This window comes from Mesorhizobium sp. BAC0120 (assembly GCF_033542235.1).
GTDB lineage: Bacteria > Pseudomonadota > Alphaproteobacteria > Rhizobiales > Rhizobiaceae > JAWRCU01.
In genome coordinates, this window is sequence record NZ_JAWRCU010000004.1 from 288,154 (window position 1) to 310,497 (window position 22,344).

Consider the following 22,344-nt stretch of genomic DNA (forward strand, 5'->3'; position numbering starts at 1 on the left):
GTCTGCGCGCAGGTCTCATTCGTCCGAGATGTCGATAAGCCTCGGCATTTCAGCCCTCCGCTCCTCCGCCGGCGCCGGCTGGGGCGGCATGGCGCCGCTGCGCCGCTCGGAGGCGTAGTTGTCGTATCGCCGGGCTGTAGCCGCCTCTCCCTCGACCGCGCCTTTGAGATGGCTCAATAGAAATGCGGGATGGGACCGTTCTGCGGCGTGACACGATCGCCGAGGTCCAGAAAGACCTCATCGACATAGCACCATCCCCACCCCTCGGGCGGATCATAACCCTCGATTATGGGGTGGCCGGTCGCCCGAAAGTGTTTCGTGGCATGGCGGTTGGGTGAGTCGTCGCAGCAGCCGACATGCCCGCAGGTGCGGCAAAGACGCAGGTGCACCCAAGCCGAGCCACTCTTCAAGCATTCCTCGCAGCCGAGCGCGCTCGGGGTAACATCTCGGATGTCTGCGGCGTGGCTGCATTCGAATGCCATCAGACTCTCCTCACCAGTTCAGGCGCAGTGGCGCGGCCATTTTGTGCGAGCCGAGCGTGCAGCGCTGCCACCACCTGTGCACCTTCACCGACAGCGGCTGCCACGCGTTTGATCGATCCAGAGCGCACGTCGCCGATGGCGAAGACCCCGGTGCGCTTCGTCTCCAGCGGGTGTTCCTGGCCCGCGAGCGCTCCGGTGCGGATGAACCCCTTATCGTCCAGCGCGATGTCGCTTCGCACGAGCCAGTCGGTGTTCGGTTCAGCGCCAATGAACAAAAATAGATGTCGGATGGCACGCGCCATTTCTCTGTCGTCATCGCGGCGTCGCCAGCGAACCGCTTCTAGAACGCCTCCCTGGCCTTCCAGGGCCGTAACCTCAGTATTCGTCAGCACTTCAATGTTCGGCTGCGCTTTGATGCGCTCGACGAGGTAGGTTGACATACTCGCCTCAAGGCTCTCGCGGCGCGCTAGCAGCCATACCTTCCTCGCTTGACCTGAGAGAAAAACAGCCGCTTGCCCGGCGGAATTGCCTGCCCCAACCAGCGCCACCTCCTGACCGCTGCAGAGCCGGGCTTCGATCGGGGAGGCCCAGTAGTGCACGCATGTTCCTTCGAACTCGGCGAGGTTGGCCATATCGAGGCGGCGATAACGCGCGCCGCTCGCCAAGACGACGGTTCGTGCCCGGACCATCTCGCCGTCACCGACGCTCAGCTGATGATACTCGCCGGTTGTATCCGGCGCATCGATCAGCTGCATCGCCTCATCCGGTATCGCCGTCTCTACGCCGAACTTCTGGGCCTGGTTGTAGGCGCGCGCCATGAGCGCCATTCCTGAAATTCCTGTTGGGAAGCCGAGGTAGTTCTCGATACGTGCGGAGGCGCCGGCTTGTCCGCCGAAAGCCCGACAATCGAGCACCAGCACCGATAATCCCTCCGACGCGGCATAGACTGCTGCAGCCAGACCGGCCGGTCCTGCACCGACGATCGCCACGTCGTAGAGCCTCGTTGCATCGATTGGACGCACCAGGCCGAGGCAGCGGGCGAGCTCGATCTCCCCAGGATTTAGCAGAAGCCGACCGTTCGGACACAGCACCATCGGCAGATGATGAGGGTCGACATCAAACCGCTCAATCATCGTCTTCGCACAAGGGTCACTTGCCGAATCCAGCACGCGAAGCGGCAGACCATTGCGTGCAAGAAAGCCTTGCAGCCGCAACACGTCGGCGCCGTCCACTTGACCGATGATGACAGGTCCGCTGTCACCGCTCTCCAGCAGGCCGACGCGCCGTAGGATCAGGGCCCTCATGATGCGTTCGCCGAGATTGGCCTCCTGGACAATGAGGTCGCGCAGTCTCTGCGAAGGGATGACAAGCGCCTCTACCGCTCCAATTGCTTCGGCATTAACGAGCGACGGCCTAGAAGAGAGCTGTGCTAGCTCGCCGACGAAACCGCCGGGGCCATGTGTGACGATGATCTCCCGCTGACCGATGCTGCTCTTTTGACTGATCTCCACGTTGCCCGCCAGGACGACGACGATTCCCGGAGCCACGTCACCGGCATTGAATATGCGTTCGCCCGACGCGTAGGAGGTCGCCTGGCCGAAACGGCCCATGCGGTCGATTTCGGTCGCAGCCAGAATCGGAAACGCCTGGTCGCGGCGGGTGATGTAGGTCGCACCGGAAGTGAGGGACATGGCTCATTGCTAGCAGATTTGAAGGTTGAACGCATCACTCATAGGAGCGTCAACGCGAGGCCTCGGCCTGTTCAGATCGCCGGCTATTCCGCCGGCGCCGGCTGGGGCGGCATGGCGCCACTGCGCCGCTCGGAGGCGTGGGATGTGAACGCGACGGCGGTTGCCACGATCATGGCCGCGATACCGAGCAGCGGCAGGCTGCGATAACCGAAGCCGCTGTTGAGCAGCGTCGCGCCGAGGAAAGCCGCAAGCGCGATGCCGATATTGAAGCCGGAAGGAATGAGCGACGAGGCAAGGTTAGGGGCGTCGGCCGTCCAGCCGAGGATCCGGGTCTGGACGCAGGTGCCGATAGAGAAGTTCAGCCCGCCCCACAGCGTCAGAGCCGCGACCATCGGCAGAGGGTAGGGGCTGACGGCATAGATCGTTGCGAGCACGACAGCCTGGAGCGCCAGCATCGCGATCAGCGAGGACATCAGTTTCCAGTCCGCGAGCCTGCCGCCGACGAAAACGCCGAGCGTCGAGCCGACGCCGTTGAGAAGCAGCACCCAAGGCACGTACTCCTCGCCCAGGCCGGTTACCTCCTTGAGCATCGGCGCGATGTAGGTGAATGGCACGAACTGGCCGATCATCAGCATCAGCATGATGATCAGCGACGTCCACACCTGCTGGCGACCGAGCGCGCGCACCTCTTTCATGAAGCCTGCGGGGCTCGCGGGCGATCGCGAACCGCGCGGCAGCAATGCGATCATCGCCACCGTTGCCATCAGGCCGAGGGCGAACATCGCCCAGAAGGTGGATCGCCAGCCCCAGAGATTGCCTATTGCCGTGCCGGCCGGCACGCCGATGATGTTGGAGACGGTGAGCCCTGCCAGGACCAGGGCTACGGCCCGGCCGCGCTGGGCTTCGGGCACCAGGCTGGTCGCGACCACCATGGCGACCCCGAAATAGGCACCGTGCGCGACCGCGATGGCGAAGCGGAGCAGAAGCATCGAAGCGAAGCTTGGCGCCAGCGCGCAGGCGGCCTGTCCGATGGTGAAGGCGATCGCGAGCCCAAGAAGCAGCGACTTGCGGGAGAGCCGTGCGGTGGCGAGCGTCAGCAGCGGGCCGCCGATCGCGATACCCAGTGCATAGCCGGAGACAAGATAACCGGCGCTAGGGACTGATACATCAAGCCCTTCCGCCACTTGCGGCAGCACCCCCGCGATCACGAACTCTGTCGTGCCAAAGGCGAATGCGGCGATAAAAAGAGCAATGAGGGGCAGCGGCATGAGAACTCCGCCGGCGGGGCGGTTTCGGTTGAAGCGGCCTCAAACCATGGAGCGCCGGCGCACGCAATCCACAAATTCTGGGCTAGAGTTTAGGTTTTCTTCAACATGGGCGCGGTGAGGTTCGTCACGGCAGGACTTCAACTCGCCTTAAGCCGGGAGCCGCCGAGCAGGCCCTGTTCTTCCAGAACGGGATAGGCGATCGAGGCGAGCAGGGAATTGATCTCCTTCAGGTCGCGGATCGTATCGAGGTGGATGGAGCTCGTCTCGAGGCTCTTCGCCGTGCCGGCGCGCAGCCTCTGGAAATGACTCTGGCTCGACCGCTTCTCGAGGTCGCGAAGCCGCTCCTTCTCGCGCACGACGAGGCGCGCGGTCTCGGCATCGCGCGACACCAGCACGTTGAAGGCGAGCCTGGCGTTGGCGAGCACTGAAGCATGGAAGGCAAGCAGCTCGTTCCATCCCTCACGCGTGAATTCCACGCCCCGATCGAACTTCTTGCGCACATGCACGAGCATGTTGCGCACGATGATGTCGCCGACCTGCTCGAGCTTGACGCAGGCGCCGATCAGTTCCTGGCAGCGCAGCGCCTCGGCTTCGGTAAGCGTGTGCTGCGTCATCCTGGCGAGGTAGAGCTTGATTGCCGCGTACTGGCGATCGACACGGTCGTCGAGGGCGGCGAGCGCCTTTATCTGCTGTGGGCTTGCATCTTCGTAGAGCTCGATGATGCGCTTCAACATGATCTCGACAGTTTCGCAGACCCGCACCACCTCGCGGGTGGCGTTGGCGAGCGCCTGGCGAGGCGTGTCCAGCACGCTCTCGTCGAGCGCGCTGAGCTCCGTCGCAGCAAGGGTCTCCGCAGGCGGCGGTGCGCCCAGCGACACGAATTTCTCCGAGGCGCGATAGATCAATCCTGCGAACGGCACTCCTGCCAGCAAGACCAGGCAATTGAAAAGAATATGGGCATTGACGATCCGGGTGGCTTCGGTCGCACCGAGAAAGCCGACCGGCGGCTTCAGCCACAGAAAGGCGACCAGCATGAGCAGCGAGCCGGCGCCGCGCATCATCAGATTGGCAGTCGGCACGACGCGCACGCCCGGAGCCTCATGGCGGGTGAGGAGCGGCGCGATGACGGAGCTGCCGAGATTGACGCCGAGCACCAGCACGATGCCGAGCTCGGTTGGGATCAAGCCCCGGCCGGCGAGCGTCACCAACAGGAGCACCGCGGCAATGCTCGAATGGAACAGCCAGGTGAGGATGGCCGCAAGCAGGTAGGCGGTGATCGGATCGCCAGAGAAATAGTCGACGACCACCGGAAGCAGCCGGCTGTCGCGGAGCGGCTCCGAAGCCTGGCCGATCATCAACAGGGACAGGATGAGAAGGCCGATGCCGACGAGGATGCGGCCAAGCTGGCGCCAGGCGCGCCGTTCGGTGGTCATGAACATCGCTGTTCCCACGATCAGGCAGACCGGCACCAGCAGGCTGAGATCGAAGCTGAGGAGCTTGACCACGAGCGCTGAGCCGATCTCGGCGCCGCGCACGGCAAGCTGACCGATCATACCCTCGACGATGCCGGCGCCGGCGAAGGAACCGACGAGGAGGGTAACTGCGGTGGAGCTCTGGAAGGCGATCGCAAGGGCTGCGCCCGCAATCACCGCAAGAAGCGGGTTCCGCATCGTGGCGCGCAGTTCGTGGCGCAGCAGGTCGCCATAGGCGCGCTCGACGCCGGTCCTCACCATGCGGGTAGCCCACAACAGCAGGGCCACGGCCCCACCGAGATGCAAGAGGATGACCGAGCCGCTCATCGAAACATGCAACCGCCTTTCGCGGGACAAATCAGGTTCAAAGTCAGCTCACAATAACCAAAAGCGTCTTAGTCGGCTAATAAAATCGGCAGGTTTTCTGCCTCTTGACTGCCCGACTCCGCTTGTTGTGCGCGAAATCATGGCAGGCAAAGCGAACGGTAAAAAGGCGGCCAGGTTCCGTTGCGACAGCTGACATCGGACGTGATCAACCGCGTCTAACCCTAAGACCCCATTACGGAAATGTAATAAACATGTTCAGTTTCAGTTCACCTTCGCAGCGATAAATTCGCGAGCGTTACGAAGGAGACTTTCATGAAACGCTTTATCCTCGCTGCTCTCGCCACCGCGACGCTCCTTGGCCCGACCCTCCAGGGTCAGGCGGCGCCGCTAATCGAGCCGAGCCGGCCTCAGTCGAACCTGGTCCAAGTGGACTGGAAGCCGCACGCCGAAAAGAGGGTTGTGGTCAAGGACAGGACCGTAGTGCACAAGGACAGGACGGTAGTGCATAGGGACAGGACAGTAGTGCACAAGTGGCCGAATAAGCCGGTCGCGCACAACAAGTGGCGAAACGGACAGAGATACGCAAATTGGAAGCGCTATCGGCCGGTTGAATATCGCCACTACGGTCTGCATCGTCCCGGCCCTGGCCAGAGGTGGATTCGCGTAGACAATGACTTCCTTCTGGTCGGCATCGCGAGCGGCATCATTGCAGGCGTGGTCGCCGCGCACTAACCGGTTCGAGGGATCGGCTGGATAGAGGAGGGCGGTCCAAGGGGCCGCCCTTAATCGTTAAGTGCTATGGGCTGAAGGCCAGTCCGCAACTTGGCCGCGCAATGCAGTTGTGTCAGCCGCGTCCAACTGTGGAAACCGTGTACGGAGAACATCCGCTCGTTCATTATGCCGCACAACGGTATATGAAGGGCCCAAAGGCTGCCAATGCGCTTCCCCAATTCCTTCCTCGACGAAATCCGTGACCGCGTGCAGATCTCCTCGGTGATCGGGCCGCGGGTCGCGTGGGACCGCAAAAAGACCAACGTTTCGCGTGGCGACTGGTGGGCCTGCTGTCCCTTTCATGGTGAGAAGAGCCCGTCGTTCCACTGTGAGGACAAGAAAGGACGCTATCACTGCTTCGGCTGCGGGGCTTCGGGCGACCATTTCCGCTTCCTCACCGAGCATGACGGGCTGAGCTTTCCGGAGGCGGTGGAGCGGCTCGCCGAAATGGCGGGCGTGCCAATGCCGGCGCGAGATCCGGACGCAGAAAAGCGCGACGTCGAGCGCGCCAGCCTGCAGGACGTGATGGAGCTTGCGACCAGTTTCTACCAGGACCAGCTCCAGTCGGCGGTCGGGGCGAGGGGGCGCGCTTACCTGCGGGATCGCGGATTGTCGTCGGCGACGCAGCAGTCTTTCCGGCTCGGCTATGCGCCGGACAGCAAGAACGCGCTGAAGGAATTCCTGGCCCTCAAGGGAATCTCCAAGGCGCAGATGGAAGCCTGCGGGCTGGTGGTTCACGGCGATGACGTGCCGGTCTCCTTCGACCGGTTCCGCGACCGTGTCATGTTCCCCATTCCTGATTCGCGCGGCAGGATCATCGCCTTCGGCGGGCGGGCACTCTCGTCCGATGTGCCCGCCAAATACCTCAACTCGCCGGAAACCGAGCTCTTCCATAAGGGAAACGTGCTCTTCAACTTCGCCCGCGCGCGCAAGGCGCTGCAGAAGGACGGCACGGTGATCGCCGTCGAAGGCTATATGGATGTGATTGCGCTGGCGCAGGCGGGTTTCGAGAATGTCGTGGCGCCGCTCGGCACCGCTCTTACCGAGAACCAGCTGGAGCTTCTGTGGCGGATGGCGGGCGAGCCGGTGCTCTGTTTCGACGGTGACCAGGCTGGCCTAAAGGCCGCATGGCGGGCCGCCGACATGGCGCTGCCGCTGATCCAGCCGGGCCGCACCGTGCGCTTCGCGCTCCTCCCGGAAGGCAAGGATCCGGACGACCTCGTCAGGGCCGAGGGGGCGGATGCCTTCCGGGCCGTGCTTTCGGAGGCACGGCCTCTCGCCGATCTCTTGTGGATGCGTGAGACGTCTGGTGGGGTCTTCGATACGCCGGAGCGACGTGCCGAGCTCGAGAAGACGCTGCGCGAGCTTGCCGGACGCATCCGCGACGAGAGCCTGCGCTACCATTACAGCCAAGAGATGCGCGAGCGCGTGCACGCATTCTTCGGTGCCCAGCGTTCGCGTTCTTATGACAAGTCCGGATTCGACAAAACGAGGGGGCGAGGGGGAGCGGAGCAAGGTCGGGAGTGGGCGCGCGGCGGCCGGACGACAGGGCGGCTTGCCGTCTCCGAGAGCCTTTCGCGCTCGGCGCTCGTCAAGCGCGCCGGCGCCGTCATGCCTCTGCGCGAAGCCGCGCTGGTGGTCGCGCTCATCAACCATCCGCTGCTTGCCGAGGAGAATTTCGAAGAGGTCGAGCGGCTGGAGTTCAGTCATGCCGAGTTGCGTTCGCTGCAGTCGGCGCTGATCGACGCACATGCCCACGGGCTTGCGAACGATCGTGTTACGACGGTCGAAGCGCTCACAAATGCGGGCCTCGGCGACAGCTGGGAGCGCGCGGTGAGCCTCGTGCGCAAGGCACGGCTGTGGCCGGCACTCGAGGACGCCGCCCTCGAGGACGCGCGCGAAGCCTTCCTGCAGGCACTCCACTTGCAGCGTAGTGCCGGCGCTCTACATAAGGAGCTCAAGGCGGCGGAAGCGGCGCTAGCAACCGACCCCACAGAAGAGAATTATCGGCATCTCGTCGAAATTCAGGCGCAATTCCGGGATGTCCAGGCTCCGGAAGCGCTTGTCGACGGGTTTGGCGTCTCGTCGGGGCGTGTGGCGCGGTAACTTGTAGCATTTGATTCGCTTTTTTAACGCGAATCAGGGAAGAGGCGCTTGACCTGCCGCCGGAATGACGGAATCAGGACGATTCGATAAAGTCGAGAGTGAAGCGCGGCCTTGTCCGCATCCTATTTAAACGGGACGGAGCACTTGATGCAGGGGCAGGGCGGGCGACCGGCCGGCTGCAACAGGGTTGAACGGGTACCGATGCCGCCGCCGCGGGTCCGCAAAGGGCGCCGGGGGGCGGCATAGCTGTATCCTCAACCGATCCCTCGATGGGGACGTGCTATATCCGGCCGCTTGGAGAAAGAAAAGCATGGCGAAACCAGAAAAGGAAGAGGCCGAGACCGAACGCGAGGCGACTACTGACGGCCCGCTGCTCGACCTCTCCGACGACGCTGTCAAGAAGATGATCAAGGCCGCCAAGAAGCGCGGCTATGTCACCATGGATGAGCTGAACTCGGTGCTGCCTTCGGAGGAAGTTACCTCCGAGCAGATCGAGGACACCATGTCCATGCTGTCCGACATGGGCATCAACGTCGTCGAGGACGAAGAGGCCGGCGAGGAGGCGGAGGCTGCCGAAGCCGACGCCGAAGAGGACGCCAACGAGCTTGCCGAGCAGACCGGCACGGCCGTTGCGACCACGGTCGCCAAGAAAGAGCCGACCGATCGCACGGACGATCCCGTGCGCATGTACCTGCGCGAGATGGGTTCGGTCGAGCTTTTGTCGCGCGAGGGCGAGATCGCGATCGCCAAGCGAATCGAAGCCGGCCGCGAGACGATGATCGCGGGCCTGTGCGAGAGCCCGCTGACCTTCCAGGCAATCATCATCTGGCGCGACGAGCTCAACGAATCGAGGATCCTGCTGCGCGAGGTGATCGACCTCGAGGCGACCTATGCCGGCCCGGAGGCCAAGCAGGCGCCGGTCGTCGAGCGCATTGAAAGCGCCGAAAAGCCACGCGAGGAAGAAAAGCCGCGTCGATCGCAGCGCGACGACGACGACATCACCAATGTCGGCGGCGAGACGCGCGCCGAAGAAGAGGACGACGAAGAGGACGAGGCGAATCTGTCGCTTGCCGCGATGGAAGCCGAGCTTCGCCCGCAGGTGATGCTGACCCTCGACGTCATCGCCGATACCTACAAGAAGCTCAGGAAGTTGCAGGACCAGCAGGTTGAGAACCGACTCGCTGCCGCCGGTACGCTCTCGCCCAGCCAGGAGCGCCGCTACAAGCAGCTCAAGGACGAGCTGATCACGGCAGTGAAGTCGCTTTCGCTCAACCAGGCCCGCATCGAGGCGCTGGTGGAGCAGCTCTATGACATCAACAAGCGGCTGGTGCAAAACGAAGGCAAGCTGCTCAGGCTCGCCGAGAGCTATGGCGTCAGACGCGAGGAGTTCCTCAGGGAGTATCAGGGGTCCGAGCTCGACCCGAACTGGATGAAGTCGATCTCCAACCTTTCCGGCCGCGGCTGGAAGGAGTTCACGAAGAACGAGAAGGAGACGATCAAGGATATCCGTTCCGAGATCCAGCTGCTCGCCACCGAGACCGCTATCCCGATCGCCGAGTTCCGCAAGATCGTGAACCAGGTGCAGAAGGGCGAGCGCGAGGCGGCGATTGCCAAGAAGGAGATGGTGGAGGCCAATTTGCGCCTCGTGATCTCCATCGCCAAGAAGTACACGAACCGCGGCTTGCAGTTCCTCGATCTCATCCAGGAAGGCAACATCGGCCTGATGAAGGCGGTCGACAAGTTCGAGTACCGGCGTGGTTATAAGTTCTCCACATACGCTACATGGTGGATCCGGCAGGCGATCACCCGCTCGATCGCCGACCAGGCGCGCACCATCCGCATCCCGGTTCACATGATCGAGACGATCAACAAGATCGTCCGCACGAGCCGCCAGATGCTGCACGAGATCGGCCGCGAGCCGACGCCGGAGGAACTGGCCGAGAAGCTCGCCATGCCGCTCGAGAAGGTGCGGAAGGTGCTGAAAATCGCCAAGGAACCAATCAGCCTCGAGACGCCGGTCGGCGACGAGGAGGATTCACATCTCGGCGATTTCATCGAGGACAAGGGCGCGATCCTGCCGATCGATGCAGCGATCCAGGCGAATTTGCGCGAGACCACCACGCGGGTTCTTGCCTCGCTCACGCCGCGCGAGGAGCGGGTTCTCAGAATGCGCTTCGGCATCGGCATGAACACCGACCACACGCTCGAGGAGGTTGGCCAGCAGTTCTCGGTGACGCGCGAGCGCATTCGCCAGATCGAAGCGAAAGCCCTGAGGAAGCTCAAGCATCCGAGCCGAAGCCGGAAGCTCAGGAGTTTCCTGGACAGCTAAGCTTTGGCGATCAGGCAGGTTATTGAAAGGGCGCCGCAACGGCGCCCTTTTTTATTTCCCTTCCCGAAATGCCGCCCGCTTGCCGGCTCTATATTAGCGGATCATAATTCATTCAGGCGGTGAGGGCACTGAACCGGCGCCGGGCACATTGCTTCCGACGTGTCGCGGCACCGGAGGGAGGTGCGACGTGACCACTTACATCATGCTGATCAACTGGACAGAGCAGGGCGTGAAGAATGTGCGCGAGTCGCCGAAGCGGCTCGACGCCGCCAAGAAGCAGCTGGGGGAGATGGGAGGTTCCTTCAAGGAGTTCTATCTCACCATGGGCGACTACGACATGGTGGCCGTTTGCGATGCGCCGGACGATGCGGTCGCAGCCCGCTTCGCGCTTTCACTAGGTAGTGGCGGCAATGTGCGTACCCGCACGCTGAAGGCGTTTCCGGAGGCGGCCTATCGCGAGATCATCAATTCGCTCGGCTGAGCGAGAGGCCGGCGGACCCTGAGACCGTTCGCCCCGAGGCATTCAGGTTGACAGGCATCCTGCCGCAACGGAAAACGGCAGGATGCTGCAGACGACCCTCACGATCGCAACATCGGGCCAGGGGCTTTATGAATTCACCGATCGCGCGGAGCAGTTCGCAGGCGAGGCAGGCGTCGAGACCGGGCTGCTTACGACTTTCGTGCGCCACACCTCCTGCTCGCTGATCATCCAGGAAAACGCAGACCCCGACGTACGCCGGGACCTAGAGGCCTTTTTCAGCCGGCTCGTGCCTTCAGCCGACCATCCCTCGATGAACTATCTCACCCATCGGGTGGAGGGCCCCGACGATATGCCCGCTCATATCAAGGCGGCGCTGAACGCGGTTTCGCTTTCGATCCCGGTCATCGGCGGGCGGCTCGCGCTCGGCACGTGGCAGGGGATCTATCTCTTCGAACATCGCGAACGACCGCATCGGCGCGAAGTGGTGCTGCACCTCAGCGCATAGCCGCTGCACGTCAGCGGCCTAGGGCAGCGCTGGGCTCGAGGGCAAGCCTGATGTATCGTAAGATATATCTTGACCTGGCGCCCGTCCGATCTTACGTAAGATATATCGTAAGACACTATGTGAGGTTTCAACATGCATGGATCTGGACATAATTGGGGAGGCCGGCAGGCCTTCTGGCATATGGCCGCAAGTCATGGCGGTCACGGCGGTTTCGGGCCGTTTGGTCGCGGCTTTCGAGGCGGCGGTCGAGGCGGTGGCCGAGGCGACTTTTTGCGCGCCGGGCGCATGCTCGGTGATGGCGATCTCAGGCTGATCGCGCTGAAGCTTCTCGAAGAGCAGCCGCGCCACGGCTACGACATCATCAGGGCGCTGGAGGAGCGGTCGAGCGGCTTCTACAGCCCGAGCCCCGGCGTGGTCTATCCGACGCTGACCTATCTCGAGGAGGCCGGCTACGCCACTTCGGCGACCGAAGGCAACAAGAAGATCTTCTCGATCACCGATGAGGGCAGGAGGCATCTCGCCGAGAACCGCGTCGCCGTAGAGCATGTGCTCGACCACCTCGAGCGCTTCGGCCGCAAGATGGCCCGTGCTCGTGAATGGTTCGACTGGCGTGACGACGATGACGGCGGCGACCGCCGTGAGCGCGACGTGCCGGAAGGAATTCGCAAGCTGAAATCGGTGCGGCGCAGGCTGAGGGCAGCCCTTGCCGATGCGCTCGAGGCGGAAGCCGACAAGCGCGCGCAAGCAATCGATATCCTCGAGCAGACCGCCGAGGCACTGGAGGCACTTTTTCGACGCTGATGTCAGAGCGGCGTGCGCTCAATGGGAGCGTCACGCCGCTCTACCTCTTTTTTGCTCTTCGGATTTGTCCAGAGAACCGCTGCGCAGTGTCCACTGACGCTGTCGCTTCGGTTCGGCCCGATGCTGTAGTTCACTTGCCGGCTGGTCGCGGGATCGCTAGTGAAGAGTTGATCCCGGCCGTTCGCCGGCGCAGTGCAACGTCATCACGGAGGTGGCCCATGTCGTTTCTAAGACGTCTCTTCGGGTCTTCCTCGGGCGGGGAGACCGCTGCTTCGTCAGTAGCCGTCGCCAAGGAGATCGAGCACAAGGGCTTCCTGATCCAGGCAACGCCCTACAAGGCCGAAGGGGGGCAGTACCAGACCTGCGGCGTCGTCTCCAAGGAGATCGACGGAGTGATGAAGGAGCACCGCTTCATCCGCGCCGACCGCTTCGCCGCGCTCGACGACGCGGTCGACATTTCGCTCAAGAAGGGCCAGCAGCTCGTCGACGAGCAGGGCGACCGGATTTTCAATTAGGTACTGTGGTCGAAGGGCTGCCGCTAGGTGGTGCGACCGCGGCGCCTCCATCAGGGACGGCTGGTGAACTGTCACTGGGTACGGCAGGAGCGGCTTCCGGGGCAGGCGTCTCAGCTCTCTCCGCCGCTGCTTTCAGCTTGGCGAGACCCCTCTCGAATTCGGGGCCGATCCGCGTGTCCAACGTAAGGCCAAACCAGCGCGGCGCGATGCCGTCGAGCTTGGATGTGAGGCTCCAGCTCGCCCTGGTGCCGGTTCCAGAGGGTTCGAGACCCCACACCATCACAGCCCTGCCTCTTGGGCCCAAATCGAGCTGCGAAACAACATGCCTCGGCGGATCATATTCGGTGATCGTCCGGCTGCCTGAGCCTATATTCACGTTTTCGGACACCCAGCTCACCTTCTGGCCGATGCCGATTGGGGGCCCCTCATAGTTGTATTTCATGCTGGGATCGCGCTCGGCCCAGGGTGAAAATTCCTGGAGGCGATGCAGATCGCCAACGATGGCGAAGACCTTTTCGGGCGGAGCGGCAATCTCCATGGAGCGCGTCACAACCGCTTGCGAAGGCAGCAGGAAGGAACCGCCGAGAATGATGATGGCGGCTGTGACGATCAGGTAGAAAATCGCTTTCAGAAGTCTGAGCACCTGTCCCTCCTAGGATAGTGCCATGGGAGCATTCGCTCGACCGTACGTTGCGTCAGCCGTCACCATCATGGGCACGCGTTCCGCCGTCAAGCAACCCCTCTATCAGGGCCCGCATGGCGAGACGAAAGGCGTCCCGATCTCCGCCTCTATCGATGGCCAGCGCTGCGCGATCGAAGGCTGCACCGACAAGGACCGTCAGCGCATCCACCGGCACGTTGCTTATGTCACGCCTGCGCATGGCCGCCACGAGTCCCTCCCGGAGCGTGCGGTTGCCGTGGCGCTCGTCGATCGCATCCATCTCCTCGCGACCCAGCACTGCTGGGCCGTCGAGCAGAAGCAGCCGGGTGCGGCCCGGCTCTCGCATGGCGTCTAGATAGGCGTCGCCCCCGGCAAGCAGCGCCTCGGCTGCGGACAAGGTGGCAGGCGCGCGGCGCTCGATCTCGACGGCGATGGTGGCCGCCTCCTGTTCGACCACGGCACGGAACAGCGCCTGCTTGTCTGCGAAATGATGATAGAGCGCGCCACGCGTCACCCCAGCCGCGGCCACGATGTCGGGGGTCGCGGTCTCCGCATAACCCCTTTCGACGAACAGTCGTCGCGCGGCCTCAATCAGGGCCGCGCGGGTCGCCTCGGTTCGCTCCTTGTTCGACCGGCGGGTTTCTCGTTGCATACATGCAGCCTGTATGTTAATGAAAGGAAACATGCAGACTGTATGTGAGTTGCTCAGGGAAGGAAAGCAATGAGAACGACCCAATACTATCCAGTGATTCTCACCCCGGACGTGGCGGGCACTGCCGCCTTCTACCAGGCACATTTTCGCTTCCGCCCGCTGTTCGAGAGCGACTGGTACGTCCACCTGCAGTCGGCCGAGGACAAGCGCGTCAATCTAGGTATCGTCGCTGGCGATCACGAGACGATCCCCGTCGAGGGGCAAGGACGGGTCTCAGGGCTCATCCTCAATTTCGAGGTGAAGGACCCGGATCGGATCTACGAACAAGTGAAGGCCGCCGGGCTGCCGATCCTCAGAACCCTTCGCGACGAGGAGTTCGGGCAGCGGCATTTCATCACCGCCGACCCGAACGGCGTCATGATAGACGTGATCAAGCCCATTCCGCCGAGCGGCCCGTTCGCTGAGCAATATGCGCCGGAGGCGTTGCCGCAGTAGTCGATTTCCCCGCTTGTGCCTTCAGCCGCTTGCTAGCATCATCGCCAGGCCCCATTCGCTGTGCGGAGAATACGGAGGACGGAATGTCGCTGGCAGGGAAAACGCTTTTCATCTCCGGCGGTTCGCGCGGCATTGGACTTTCGATCGCGCTGCGGGCAGCGCGAGACGGCGCGAATGTGACGATCGCGGCAAAAACGGCCGAGCCGCATCCGAAGCTGCCGGGGACGATCTATACGGCGGCCGAGGAGATCGAGAAGGCCGGCGGCAAGGCGCTGCCAGCCATCTGTGACATACGCGACGAAGCGCAGGTCGGCGAAGCTGTTGCCAGGACTGTCGAGCGCTTCGGCGGCATTGATATCTGCGTCAACAATGCGAGCGCCATCCAGCTTACGGGCACGCTCGAGACCGACATGAAGCGCTTCGACCTCATGCATCAAATCAACACGCGCGGCACGTTCCTCGTCTCGAAATTATGCATTCCCCACCTGAAGTTAGCGGCGAACCCTCACATCCTGAATCTGGCTCCTCCGCTCGACATGGCAGCCAAATGGTTCAAGAACCACGTCGCTTACACCATGGCGAAGTTCGGCATGTCGATGTGCACGCTGGGCATGAGCGCCGAATTCGCCAGACACGGCATCGCGGTGAACTCGCTGTGGCCGCTGACGGCGATCGATACGGCCGCCGTGCGCAATCTACTTGGCGGGGCAAACGTCGCGGCAATGAGCCGCTCGCCCTCGATCATGGCCGATGCGGCCTACGCGATCTTGAACCGCCCGGCGCGCGAGACGACAGGCAACTTCTTCATCGACGAGGAGGTGCTGAGGGCCGAAGGCGTGATCGACTTCTCCATCTACGCGCCAGGCACCAAGGGCCCTCTCGCCGGCGATTTCTTCGTGCCGGACGACGTGTTCGAGCGGACCGAGACGCAGGTGTCGCGGGTTTTCAATTAGCTATCCGTCACGCTCGTTCATGAGCGCACGCCGCCTAGAGATCCGGAGCTTCGGCGTCCTTCTTCTTGCCTTTGGCGAGTGCCGTGACGCGGTCGATGAAAGCGAGCAGCAGCGCCGAGAAGACGAAGGCGAGGTGCATCATGGTCAGCCACATCAACTGGTCGGTCGTGTATTGCGCGTGGTTCAAGAACACTTGCAGCAGGTGGATCGACGAGATCGCGACAATGGTCGACGCGACCTTGATCTTCAGCGAGCTGACGTCGATCGTGCCGAGCCACTGGATCTCGCCGTCGTGCTCGTCGAACCGGCTGACGAAATTTTCATAACCGGAGATGATGACCATGACGACCAGGCTTGCGACCAGCGCCGCGTCGATCAGGCCGAGGATCTTCAGGATCGTGGTCGTGTCGTTGATCACGAGCACCGTCGACAGGAACTCATAGAGCTTGGCGCCGAACGACACGGCATAAACCGCAAGGGCCAGCGCCAGGCCGAGATAGAAGACGACGAGTAGCCAGCGCGAGGCGAGAATCACCGATTCGATGGCAAGTTCGAGACGTTTCATGCGGGCTCCATTGAACAGGGGTCCTATGTCTCGCGCGGGCGGACTGCTTGCAAGAGGGGAGGAGGACGAAAGCAGCCCGGCCGGAGGAGGGGGTATCCGGCCGGGCCATCCCTCTTCTCGGAGGGATAGGGCAGGGAACCCTGCTTAATAGTTGGTGTAGGGCGGCCCGCCTTTCAACGGCGGGCCGTCATGCGATCAATCGGCGCTCGCAACGGGCGCGACCAGCGGTGTGATACGACGGATCACCACGCGCCGGTTCGCCTGCTCCGGCCCGTCGGTCCTGATCTTGAGGAAGCGCTCGCCATAGCCTTGTGTTGCGAGGTTCTCCGGCGGGATGTCGAAGACGTTGGTGAGCGCCTGCGCCACGGCTTCCGCGCGCTGGTCGGAGAGCGCCAGATTGGCGACATCCGACCCGACAGCGTCGGTGTGGCCTTCGATCAGGAAGGTTTCGGCCGGATTCTTCTTCAGTATCCTTTCCATGGCTTCGGCAACGCCTTCCAGCTTCGAAATTTCGCTCTCGGCGACCGCAGCCGACCCGAAGCCGAAATTGACGGTCGTGAGCTCGACGCGCGGAACCATGTCGCGGATACGGGCCGAACGCTTGACCTCGTCGACCGAGTAGAGACGCTTGACACGCTCGACGGGTGGGCGCTCGAGGAACTCGTAGTAGGTGTCGGGATTTCCGACATTGTCGGCGTCGAGGATGTAATCTTCCTCGGGGACGTCGAGCTGCATCGGCGGCAACTCCAGACCAGGGTCGCGCCAGTCTTCAAGGCGATCGGAATAGCGGTCGTCGACATAGGCGAGGACGTATTCACGCCCATCGGGGGTAATGCGTGAGCGCCGGACGATGTCGCCATAGCTGTTGCGGATCGTGACGACCCGCGTGCCGTCCTCGCGAACCACGGTCTCGCGGATGCGGTTGCGTGGCAGATCCTCATACTGCACATCGCGCGCCTGGCGCGTCAGCCGCGGACGGTCGCTGCTCTCCACGAAATTCTGGTTGTTGAACTGAACGACCACGCGGTCGCCCATCTTACGGACCACGTCGACGCCCTGCGGCCGCCGGCGCGACTCGATCGGCGGTGGCGGCTCCGCGATGCGCCTGCCTCGCTCTGCAGTGAGCGGCTGGAGCTCGGCCGGGCGTGCGGCCTCCTGCGCTGCCCTGTCGTCGGCAGGTGGCGGACCCGGCGGCGTGGCCGGCCGAGGAGGCTGAGCCTCGGCTTCCCCGCCCATCGTCTCGGCAGTTCCGCGCCTGTTTCTTCCGGCCGGTGCGGCGGGCGCTTCCTTGGCGCTGTCGAGCATGGGAGCGGCGTCCGGCCGTGCCTTGGCTGAGCCGGAATCGGGCTGCACCGTACTGTCGGGCTGCGTGCCGGGTTGCTCAGGAGCGGCCTGCGGCTCGTTTGTGTCGCCCCCCTTGCCTTCAGGCTCCTTGCCAGGGCCTTTGTGAGGTGTGGGGGCCGCCTCCTGGGGCTGCGTCGGAGTGCCCTGCGGAGCCGGTTCACCAGAAGCAGCGTTAGGCGTCTCCGGTTCTGCCGGAGTCGTCGACTTGGGCGGGACGGGCTTTGATTCGGGGGCCGGTGCTTTCTCGGGCTCTGCCTCTTGCGTCTGCTGCTCGACGCGGGTTTTCGACTTTGGTTTTCCAACATTGGGTTCGGCCTGGGGAGCCGGTTCAGCCTGCGACGCGGGCGGAGCCTCTTCGGGCGCGCCCTGCTGCCTGCCCTTCTGCTTGCGCGGCGATTCTTCCTGAGCCTGGGGCTGCTGCTGTTCAGGTGTCGCCTGCTCGGGCGCGGCTCGCTGCTTGCCCTTCTGCTTGCGCGGCGATTCCTCCTGAGCCGGGGGCTGCTGCTGTTCGGGTGTCGCCTGCTCGGGCGCGGCTCGCTGCTTGCCCTTCTGCTTGCGCGGCGGTTCCTCCTGGGCCGAGGGCTGCTGCTGTTCGGGTGTCGCCTGCTCGGGCGCGGCCTGCTGCTCGCTCTTTTGCCTGCGCGGCGGTTCCTCCTGGGCCGAGGGCTGCTGCTGTTCGGGTGTCGCCCCCTCAGGGGTGGCCTGCTGCTTGCCCTTCTTTCTGCGCGGCGATTCCTCCTCGGTCCGGGGCTGCTCCTGTTCGGGCGTCGCCTGCTCAGGCGCGGCCTGCTGCTTGCCTTTCTGCCTCCGCAGTTGCTCCTCCGGCTCGTCGCTCGGCGCGGTTTCGTCCTGTGCGAGCATCATAGCCCCAGCAACGTGCCGAGCCGGCGTCGATGCCTCATGCGGCGAAGCGGCATTCGCCAGTCCCCACGCGCCAGGCGCAGCCGCGAGCAGCAGGCCCAGGGCCGACCCCGCGAGAAGCTTGAACCGACATTTCATCCCATTCTCCTTGGTAAATCATCACTTACGTGGCCGGAAACACAAAGCATCTAAATTCGTTCCGAGAACGCCGTCTTCGAGGCCCTCGCCGGGCGGCACCGGCTCTTTTGCGTGGCGGGAAGGCGGCTGAAAGGTGGCTAGAGCAGGATGAATGGACGCATTCATCCTGCTCTAGCTCTTTGCTTTTGCAGCATGATCTTACCCGAATAGTCTGCAACTTTTCGGGATTATGCTCAGGGGCCTTGACCGCGATCTTCCACAGGACCAAATCCGCGCAATGAAACCCTTCTGGAAGACCAAGACCCTCGAGGAGATGACCACCTCGGAGTGGGAGTCGTTGTGCGACGGCTGCGGCAAATGCTGCATGGCTAAGCTCGAGGACGAGGATACCGGCAATATATATTGGACGACCGTCGGCTGCCGTCTGTTTGACGCGGGCCTCTGCCGATGCACGGACTACGAGCACAGGTTGGAAAGGGTCAGCGATTGCGTGAGGCTGACGCCGGAGAACGTACGCACGCTCACTTGGCTGCCGTCGACATGCGCCTATCGGCTCGTCGCGGAGGGCAAGGACCTTTACTGGTGGCATCATCTGATTTCGGGCAGTCCGGAGACGGTCCACCAGGCTGGCATGTCGATGCGCGAACGCGTCACGGCAAGCGAAAGCGATATTGAAGACACGGACGAGTATTTCGACCACACGCTCGAATTCGAGCCATGACGTCCGGTCCGGGCTGCGGTTTCTCCCCTCGAAAGTTTTCCTTAACCCGAAACAGCTTCCTCATGATGGCAGCCGGCTGGATGCGAATCAGCCTGCCGGCGTGACTGTGGCTGCCCCGGGCTGGAGCAGATGAACGTCAGATGAACGCCCGGTTCCCAGAACGTTCAGTTGGATCGCTCTAGGGTCGCGGCATCGCTTCGGCGAACCAGGTAAAAAAAGCGGCATAAGGAGAATTCTGCCATGCTCACCACCTTCAAGACAGCGGCCATCGCCGGCCTGATCGGCCTCAGCGCGCTCGCTGCTGTGCCTGCCAAGGCGGACAGCATCTATCTCGGCTTTGGCGACAACCATCGCGATCCGCGCTTCGGCGTCTATGTCGGCGGCGACGGCGAGCGCTACTACCGGCGCGATCATCGCCGGGACGACTACCGCTACGACGACAGGCGCGCGGAGCGCTGCAGTCCCGACCACGCCTTGTTCAAGGCAGAACGAATGGGCATTCGCCGCGCTCGCATCGACTTCGTGTCACCGAGGCGAATCGGCGTCGTCGGCCGCTCGCGCGGCGACTGGGTGAATGTGACCTTCGCGCGTGCGCCGGGCTGCCCCGTCATCGGCTGACGTGAAAGCGCCGAAAACTAAAGAGAGCGCCGCCGGCACTTCCGGCGGCGCTTTTGTGTATGTCCTCAGTCGACCCGATCAGCGCTGCGCACGACGCGCTCAGTCTCGGGATCGATCAGATGCAAAGCATCCAGGTTGACGGAAAGATCGATCTTATGACCGGCGGCTAGTCGGGAATCGGGTTCCAGCCGCGCGACGACCGGCTCGGCCGCCAGGTCGAAGTGAACCAGCGTCTCCATTCCGAGCGGTTCGACGAGCTTTATGACGACCGAGATCGTCCGCCCGGAGTCGGCCCCAGGAACAGCGAGCTTGAGATGCTCCGGCCTTATGCCGAGCATCATGGTTCTCCCGACCGAGTCGGCAAAGGTCCCGGCCCGCGAGTCGGGAATGCTGAGGCTATGGTCCGCCCCGATTTTGGCTGACAGCCCCACTGGCGAAGCCTCGATTGCCGCGGGCACGAAGTTCATCCCGGGGGATCCGATGAAGCCTGCCACGAAGCGAGTCGCGGGGCTCAGATAGAGCTCCTGCGGCGATGCCACTTGCTCGATCCGCCCCTTGTTCATGACCACTACGCGGTCCGCGAGGGTCATCGCCTCCACCTGGTCGTGCGTGACATAGACGGTCGTGGTGGCCACGCGGGCGTGCAATTGCTTGATCTCGGTCCGCATCTGCACGCGCAGCTTGGCATCGAGGTTGGACAAGGGCTCATCGAACAGAAAGACCCGGGGCCTGCGGATCAAAGCTCGCGCCATCGCTACGCGCTGGCGCTGGCCGCCGGACAGCTGGCGAGGCTTGCGGCCAAGCAGCGCTTCGATCTGCAACATCGCGGCGGTCTCTTCAAGGCGCCGGCTCACCTCCTGTTTCGGCGTGTGGCGGAGTTTCAGCCCGAAGGTGATGTTGTCGGCGACTGTCAGGTGCGGAAAGAGCGCGTAGTTCTGGAACACCATCGCTATATCGCGGTCGCCGGGCTCGAGGTCATTCACGACCCGATCGGCAATCCGGATTTCACCGCTCGTGATTGCCTCGAGGCCGGCGATCATTCGCAGCGTCGTCGATTTCCCGCATCCCGAAGGGCCGACCAGCACGACGAACTCGCCGGCGGTTATCTCCAGATCGATGCCATGCACGGTCTGCTGCCCATCATAGGCTTTCGTGAGTGCACGCAGTGACAAGTCGGCCAAGGGAAGTTCCTCTTGCGTCATCGAGGTGCGGGACATCAGTCCCGGGCGAAGACCCGCTCGGGCGTCAGCCAGAAGGGGGGCAGCATCAGCGGCGTGGCCGAAAGCGGAAGGATCGATGGCTTCACCTCCACGCCGAGCACGTCGCGCATGAACGTCCGGCGCTTTTCGATGCGGGCTGCGCAATCAGGATGACGCGCGACAAGCTCGGCGCGCAGCGCTTCGTCGGCGAATGTGACGGGGTCCTCGCAGTTGAGCGCCTGGCCCGCAGACATGGGTACGGGAATCACATCAACCTGGAAAGGCATGCCGGAGCGAATGCGATCGCTCGATCCCGGACGGACGGGCGTGTGCATCCACTCCTCGTGGCCGGTCAGGTGCCCCGGATTGAGCGCCGAGCGAAGCCCGGCTCGTGCGAGGGTCTCCACAACGGCCGCGTAGAGATCGCCCCCGGCGATGCCGATGTCGGCGGCGGCGTACCAGGTGCATAGCGCCTCGAAATAGCCGGATGCCTTCGCCTGGAAGGCATCGTTTTCGGTATCGAGCAAGCCGGCGCGCGAGGACAGTGCGCCCCAGAAGCCGAGGGCCGTCGTCACGCCGTCGCCGCGCCGCAACCTGCGCGCGGTCGGGCTGCGCAGCCCAATCACCGGCTCGCCGGGCGCGGCCGAGGCGAACATGGTATGCACGTTGATCGGCTCGCCCGTGTAGCGCATTCGCGCAACGGCATCATATTCCGTGTCGCCCTCGCGCACGCCGGACACAATCTGCCAGAGCGCCAGCGAGCAACGCGTTGCCGACCACTCCCATGCGGCGATCTGATCGACGTCGACCTGCGTGCGCAGGCCCGTCTCGGGGTGCATCAGAACGGCCGTCGCGTCGGACAAAGAGCCAGAGCGCCCCACGACCCGCTCGACCATTTGGACGTATGCCGCGGGCACGAAGAAGGCATGCGCCGGCTCATCTTCCTCTTGCGCTTCAAGGTATTTCCAGCCAGCAAGAGCGACGGAATCGCCTGCTTTCAAGCCGGCGTCGCGCAGCCGATCGGCCAGGCGCGGATGCTGCGAGCGATCCTGGCCAGGCAGGCTGAGCGACTGGGCGAGGAGCACTTCCACGCCGGGCAGGCGGGCCAGTGGCGCGTAGCTTTCCGATTCGTTTCCGGTGATCAGCACGCGGCGGCCGCCACGACCGAGCAGCAGGAACGCCTCCTCGAAACGCGGCTCGAAACCACTCAGGAAGGCGATGTTTCCGAAGTGCTCGCGGTCTGCGTAGACGATCAACCAATCCTTGCCGGCGCGTGCGAAGGCGGCATCTGCGCGCGCTGCAAAGGTCTCCGCGGGTACTTGCGGCTGTTCTCCGGGCAAGTCGAAGACGGGAGGCGTTACGGTTTTCAGTATGGGAGCCATGGATGCG

General features: G+C 63.4%; 22 protein-coding genes. 11 read left to right on the forward strand and 11 right to left on the reverse strand.

What is annotated here, in order from left to right:
* Positions 1-15: 15 nt before the first annotated feature.
* From SAZ10_RS11760 to SAZ10_RS11780, 5 genes are all read right to left on the reverse strand, one after another.
* A complete protein-coding gene (locus SAZ10_RS11760) occupies positions 16-177 on the reverse strand; it encodes a hypothetical protein (protein WP_318609396.1) in 162 nt (53 codons plus the stop codon).
* Positions 174-482 (reverse strand): UBP-type zinc finger domain-containing protein, encoded by a 309-nt coding sequence (locus SAZ10_RS11765; protein WP_318609397.1) that lies wholly within the window; start codon positions 480-482, stop codon positions 174-176. The genes SAZ10_RS11760 and SAZ10_RS11765 overlap by 4 nt, the downstream gene beginning before the upstream one ends.
* The gene (locus tag SAZ10_RS11770; RefSeq protein ID WP_318609398.1) at positions 482-2,173 is read right to left on the reverse strand and encodes an FAD-dependent oxidoreductase; all 1,692 of its coding nucleotides are present in this window, start codon (positions 2,171-2,173) and stop codon (positions 482-484) included. Before SAZ10_RS11770 ends, SAZ10_RS11765 begins: the two co-directional genes overlap by 1 nt.
* 83 nt (positions 2,174-2,256) lie before the next feature.
* Entirely contained in the window at positions 2,257-3,441 is a 1,185-nt protein-coding gene (locus SAZ10_RS11775) for an MFS transporter (RefSeq protein WP_318609399.1), read from the reverse strand.
* Between the two features lie 137 nt (positions 3,442-3,578).
* Positions 3,579-5,240: a Na/Pi cotransporter family protein gene (locus SAZ10_RS11780; RefSeq protein WP_318609400.1), complete on the reverse strand. Its 1,662-nt coding sequence runs from the start codon at positions 5,238-5,240 to the stop codon at positions 3,579-3,581.
* A 312-nt stretch (positions 5,241-5,552) separates the two neighbouring features.
* On the opposite strand from SAZ10_RS11780, the gene SAZ10_RS11785 reads away from it, so the two are divergent.
* The 7 genes from SAZ10_RS11785 to SAZ10_RS11815 all read left to right on the forward strand — a co-directional run bounded on the left by SAZ10_RS11785 (position 5,553) and on the right by SAZ10_RS11815 (position 12,748).
* Positions 5,553-5,972: an RcnB family protein gene (locus SAZ10_RS11785; RefSeq protein WP_318609401.1), complete on the forward strand. Its 420-nt coding sequence runs from the start codon at positions 5,553-5,555 to the stop codon at positions 5,970-5,972.
* A gap of 204 nt (positions 5,973-6,176) precedes the next feature.
* Positions 6,177-8,117: a DNA primase gene (dnaG, locus tag SAZ10_RS11790; protein WP_318609402.1), complete on the forward strand. Its 1,941-nt coding sequence runs from the start codon at positions 6,177-6,179 to the stop codon at positions 8,115-8,117.
* A gap of 310 nt (positions 8,118-8,427) precedes the next feature.
* Positions 8,428-10,446, forward strand: a complete 2,019-nt coding sequence (gene rpoD, locus SAZ10_RS11795) for an RNA polymerase sigma factor RpoD (protein WP_318609403.1) — start codon at positions 8,428-8,430, stop codon at positions 10,444-10,446.
* Positions 10,447-10,633: 187 nt separating this feature from the next.
* Complete coding sequence (locus SAZ10_RS11800; protein ID WP_318609404.1) at positions 10,634-10,927, forward strand: GYD domain-containing protein; 294 nt, start codon at positions 10,634-10,636, stop codon at positions 10,925-10,927.
* Between the two features lie 82 nt (positions 10,928-11,009).
* Complete coding sequence (locus tag SAZ10_RS11805) at positions 11,010-11,432, forward strand: secondary thiamine-phosphate synthase enzyme YjbQ (RefSeq protein WP_318609405.1); 423 nt, start codon at positions 11,010-11,012, stop codon at positions 11,430-11,432.
* Positions 11,433-11,564: 132 nt separating this feature from the next.
* Positions 11,565-12,233, forward strand: a complete 669-nt coding sequence (locus SAZ10_RS11810) for a PadR family transcriptional regulator (protein WP_318609406.1) — start codon at positions 11,565-11,567, stop codon at positions 12,231-12,233.
* Between the two features lie 218 nt (positions 12,234-12,451).
* Positions 12,452-12,748 (forward strand): HlyU family transcriptional regulator, encoded by a 297-nt coding sequence (locus tag SAZ10_RS11815; protein ID WP_318609407.1) that lies wholly within the window; start codon positions 12,452-12,454, stop codon positions 12,746-12,748.
* On the opposite strand, the gene SAZ10_RS11820 is transcribed toward SAZ10_RS11815, so the two are convergent.
* Together SAZ10_RS11820 and SAZ10_RS11825 are read right to left on the reverse strand one after the other, a co-directional pair.
* Positions 12,741-13,391, reverse strand: coding sequence for an SRPBCC family protein (locus SAZ10_RS11820; protein WP_318609408.1), 651 nt, complete (start codon positions 13,389-13,391; stop codon positions 12,741-12,743). The two genes, SAZ10_RS11815 and SAZ10_RS11820, sit on opposite strands and share 8 nt — an antisense overlap.
* Before the next feature lie 52 nt (positions 13,392-13,443).
* Complete coding sequence (locus SAZ10_RS11825) at positions 13,444-14,061, reverse strand: TetR family transcriptional regulator (RefSeq protein ID WP_318609409.1); 618 nt, start codon at positions 14,059-14,061, stop codon at positions 13,444-13,446.
* A 69-nt stretch (positions 14,062-14,130) separates the two neighbouring features.
* Here SAZ10_RS11825 and SAZ10_RS11830 point away from each other — a divergent pair, with 69 nt between their 5' ends.
* A complete protein-coding gene (locus SAZ10_RS11830) occupies positions 14,131-14,556 on the forward strand; it encodes a VOC family protein (protein ID WP_318609410.1) in 426 nt (141 codons plus the stop codon).
* 83 nt (positions 14,557-14,639) lie between these two features.
* A complete protein-coding gene (locus SAZ10_RS11835) occupies positions 14,640-15,509 on the forward strand; it encodes an NAD(P)-dependent oxidoreductase (RefSeq protein WP_318609411.1) in 870 nt (289 codons plus the stop codon).
* Between the two features lie 34 nt (positions 15,510-15,543).
* Here the strand turns inward: SAZ10_RS11835 and SAZ10_RS11840 are convergent, their stop codons facing one another.
* Both SAZ10_RS11840 and SAZ10_RS11845 read right to left on the reverse strand, forming a co-directional pair.
* The gene (locus tag SAZ10_RS11840) at positions 15,544-16,074 is read right to left on the reverse strand and encodes a TIGR00645 family protein (RefSeq protein ID WP_318609412.1); all 531 of its coding nucleotides are present in this window, start codon (positions 16,072-16,074) and stop codon (positions 15,544-15,546) included.
* 195 nt (positions 16,075-16,269) lie between these two features.
* On the reverse strand, positions 16,270-18,417 hold the full coding sequence (locus SAZ10_RS11845) for an OmpA family protein (RefSeq protein ID WP_318609413.1): 2,148 nt from the start codon (positions 18,415-18,417) through the stop codon (positions 16,270-16,272).
* A gap of 277 nt (positions 18,418-18,694) precedes the next feature.
* Here SAZ10_RS11845 and SAZ10_RS11850 point away from each other — a divergent pair, with 277 nt between their 5' ends.
* Together SAZ10_RS11850 and SAZ10_RS11855 are read left to right on the forward strand one after the other, a co-directional pair.
* A complete protein-coding gene (locus tag SAZ10_RS11850) occupies positions 18,695-19,138 on the forward strand; it encodes a YcgN family cysteine cluster protein (protein WP_318609414.1) in 444 nt (147 codons plus the stop codon).
* Positions 19,139-19,378: 240 nt separating this feature from the next.
* Positions 19,379-19,756: a hypothetical protein gene (locus SAZ10_RS11855; protein ID WP_318609415.1), complete on the forward strand. Its 378-nt coding sequence runs from the start codon at positions 19,379-19,381 to the stop codon at positions 19,754-19,756.
* Between the two features lie 65 nt (positions 19,757-19,821).
* On the opposite strand, the gene SAZ10_RS11860 is transcribed toward SAZ10_RS11855, so the two are convergent.
* Both SAZ10_RS11860 and SAZ10_RS11865 read right to left on the reverse strand, forming a co-directional pair.
* Complete coding sequence (locus SAZ10_RS11860) at positions 19,822-20,937, reverse strand: sn-glycerol-3-phosphate ABC transporter ATP-binding protein UgpC (protein ID WP_318609416.1); 1,116 nt, start codon at positions 20,935-20,937, stop codon at positions 19,822-19,824.
* Positions 20,938-20,972: 35 nt separating this feature from the next.
* Positions 20,973-22,337 (reverse strand): Xaa-Pro aminopeptidase, encoded by a 1,365-nt coding sequence (locus SAZ10_RS11865; protein WP_318609417.1) that lies wholly within the window; start codon positions 22,335-22,337, stop codon positions 20,973-20,975.
* Positions 22,338-22,344 lie beyond the last annotated feature (7 nt).

Excerpts from the sequence above, each read along its gene's own strand:
- SAZ10_RS11765 (WP_318609397.1), bottom strand. The coding sequence starts at position 482 with ATGGCATTCGAATGCAGCCACGCCGCAGACATCCGAGATGTTACCCCG.
- SAZ10_RS11770 (WP_318609398.1), bottom strand. The coding sequence starts at position 2,173 with ATGTCCCTCACTTCCGGTGCGACCTACATCACCCGCCGCGACCAGGCG.
- SAZ10_RS11775 (WP_318609399.1), bottom strand. The coding sequence starts at position 3,441 with ATGCCGCTGCCCCTCATTGCTCTTTTTATCGCCGCATTCGCCTTTGGC.
- SAZ10_RS11780 (WP_318609400.1), bottom strand. The coding sequence starts at position 5,240 with ATGAGCGGCTCGGTCATCCTCTTGCATCTCGGTGGGGCCGTGGCCCTG.
- SAZ10_RS11785 (WP_318609401.1), top strand. The coding sequence starts at position 5,553 with ATGAAACGCTTTATCCTCGCTGCTCTCGCCACCGCGACGCTCCTTGGC.
- dnaG (WP_318609402.1), top strand. The coding sequence starts at position 6,177 with ATGCGCTTCCCCAATTCCTTCCTCGACGAAATCCGTGACCGCGTGCAG.
- rpoD (WP_318609403.1), top strand. The coding sequence starts at position 8,428 with ATGGCGAAACCAGAAAAGGAAGAGGCCGAGACCGAACGCGAGGCGACT.
- SAZ10_RS11805 (WP_318609405.1), top strand. The coding sequence starts at position 11,010 with ATGCTGCAGACGACCCTCACGATCGCAACATCGGGCCAGGGGCTTTAT.
- SAZ10_RS11810 (WP_318609406.1), top strand. The coding sequence starts at position 11,565 with ATGCATGGATCTGGACATAATTGGGGAGGCCGGCAGGCCTTCTGGCAT.
- SAZ10_RS11815 (WP_318609407.1), top strand. The coding sequence starts at position 12,452 with ATGTCGTTTCTAAGACGTCTCTTCGGGTCTTCCTCGGGCGGGGAGACC.
- SAZ10_RS11825 (WP_318609409.1), bottom strand. The coding sequence starts at position 14,061 with ATGCAACGAGAAACCCGCCGGTCGAACAAGGAGCGAACCGAGGCGACC.
- SAZ10_RS11830 (WP_318609410.1), top strand. The coding sequence starts at position 14,131 with ATGAGAACGACCCAATACTATCCAGTGATTCTCACCCCGGACGTGGCG.
- SAZ10_RS11835 (WP_318609411.1), top strand. The coding sequence starts at position 14,640 with ATGTCGCTGGCAGGGAAAACGCTTTTCATCTCCGGCGGTTCGCGCGGC.
- SAZ10_RS11840 (WP_318609412.1), bottom strand. The coding sequence starts at position 16,074 with ATGAAACGTCTCGAACTTGCCATCGAATCGGTGATTCTCGCCTCGCGC.
- SAZ10_RS11845 (WP_318609413.1), bottom strand. The coding sequence starts at position 18,417 with ATGAAATGTCGGTTCAAGCTTCTCGCGGGGTCGGCCCTGGGCCTGCTG.
- SAZ10_RS11850 (WP_318609414.1), top strand. The coding sequence starts at position 18,695 with ATGAAACCCTTCTGGAAGACCAAGACCCTCGAGGAGATGACCACCTCG.
- SAZ10_RS11855 (WP_318609415.1), top strand. The coding sequence starts at position 19,379 with ATGCTCACCACCTTCAAGACAGCGGCCATCGCCGGCCTGATCGGCCTC.
- SAZ10_RS11865 (WP_318609417.1), bottom strand. The coding sequence starts at position 22,337 with ATGGCTCCCATACTGAAAACCGTAACGCCTCCCGTCTTCGACTTGCCC.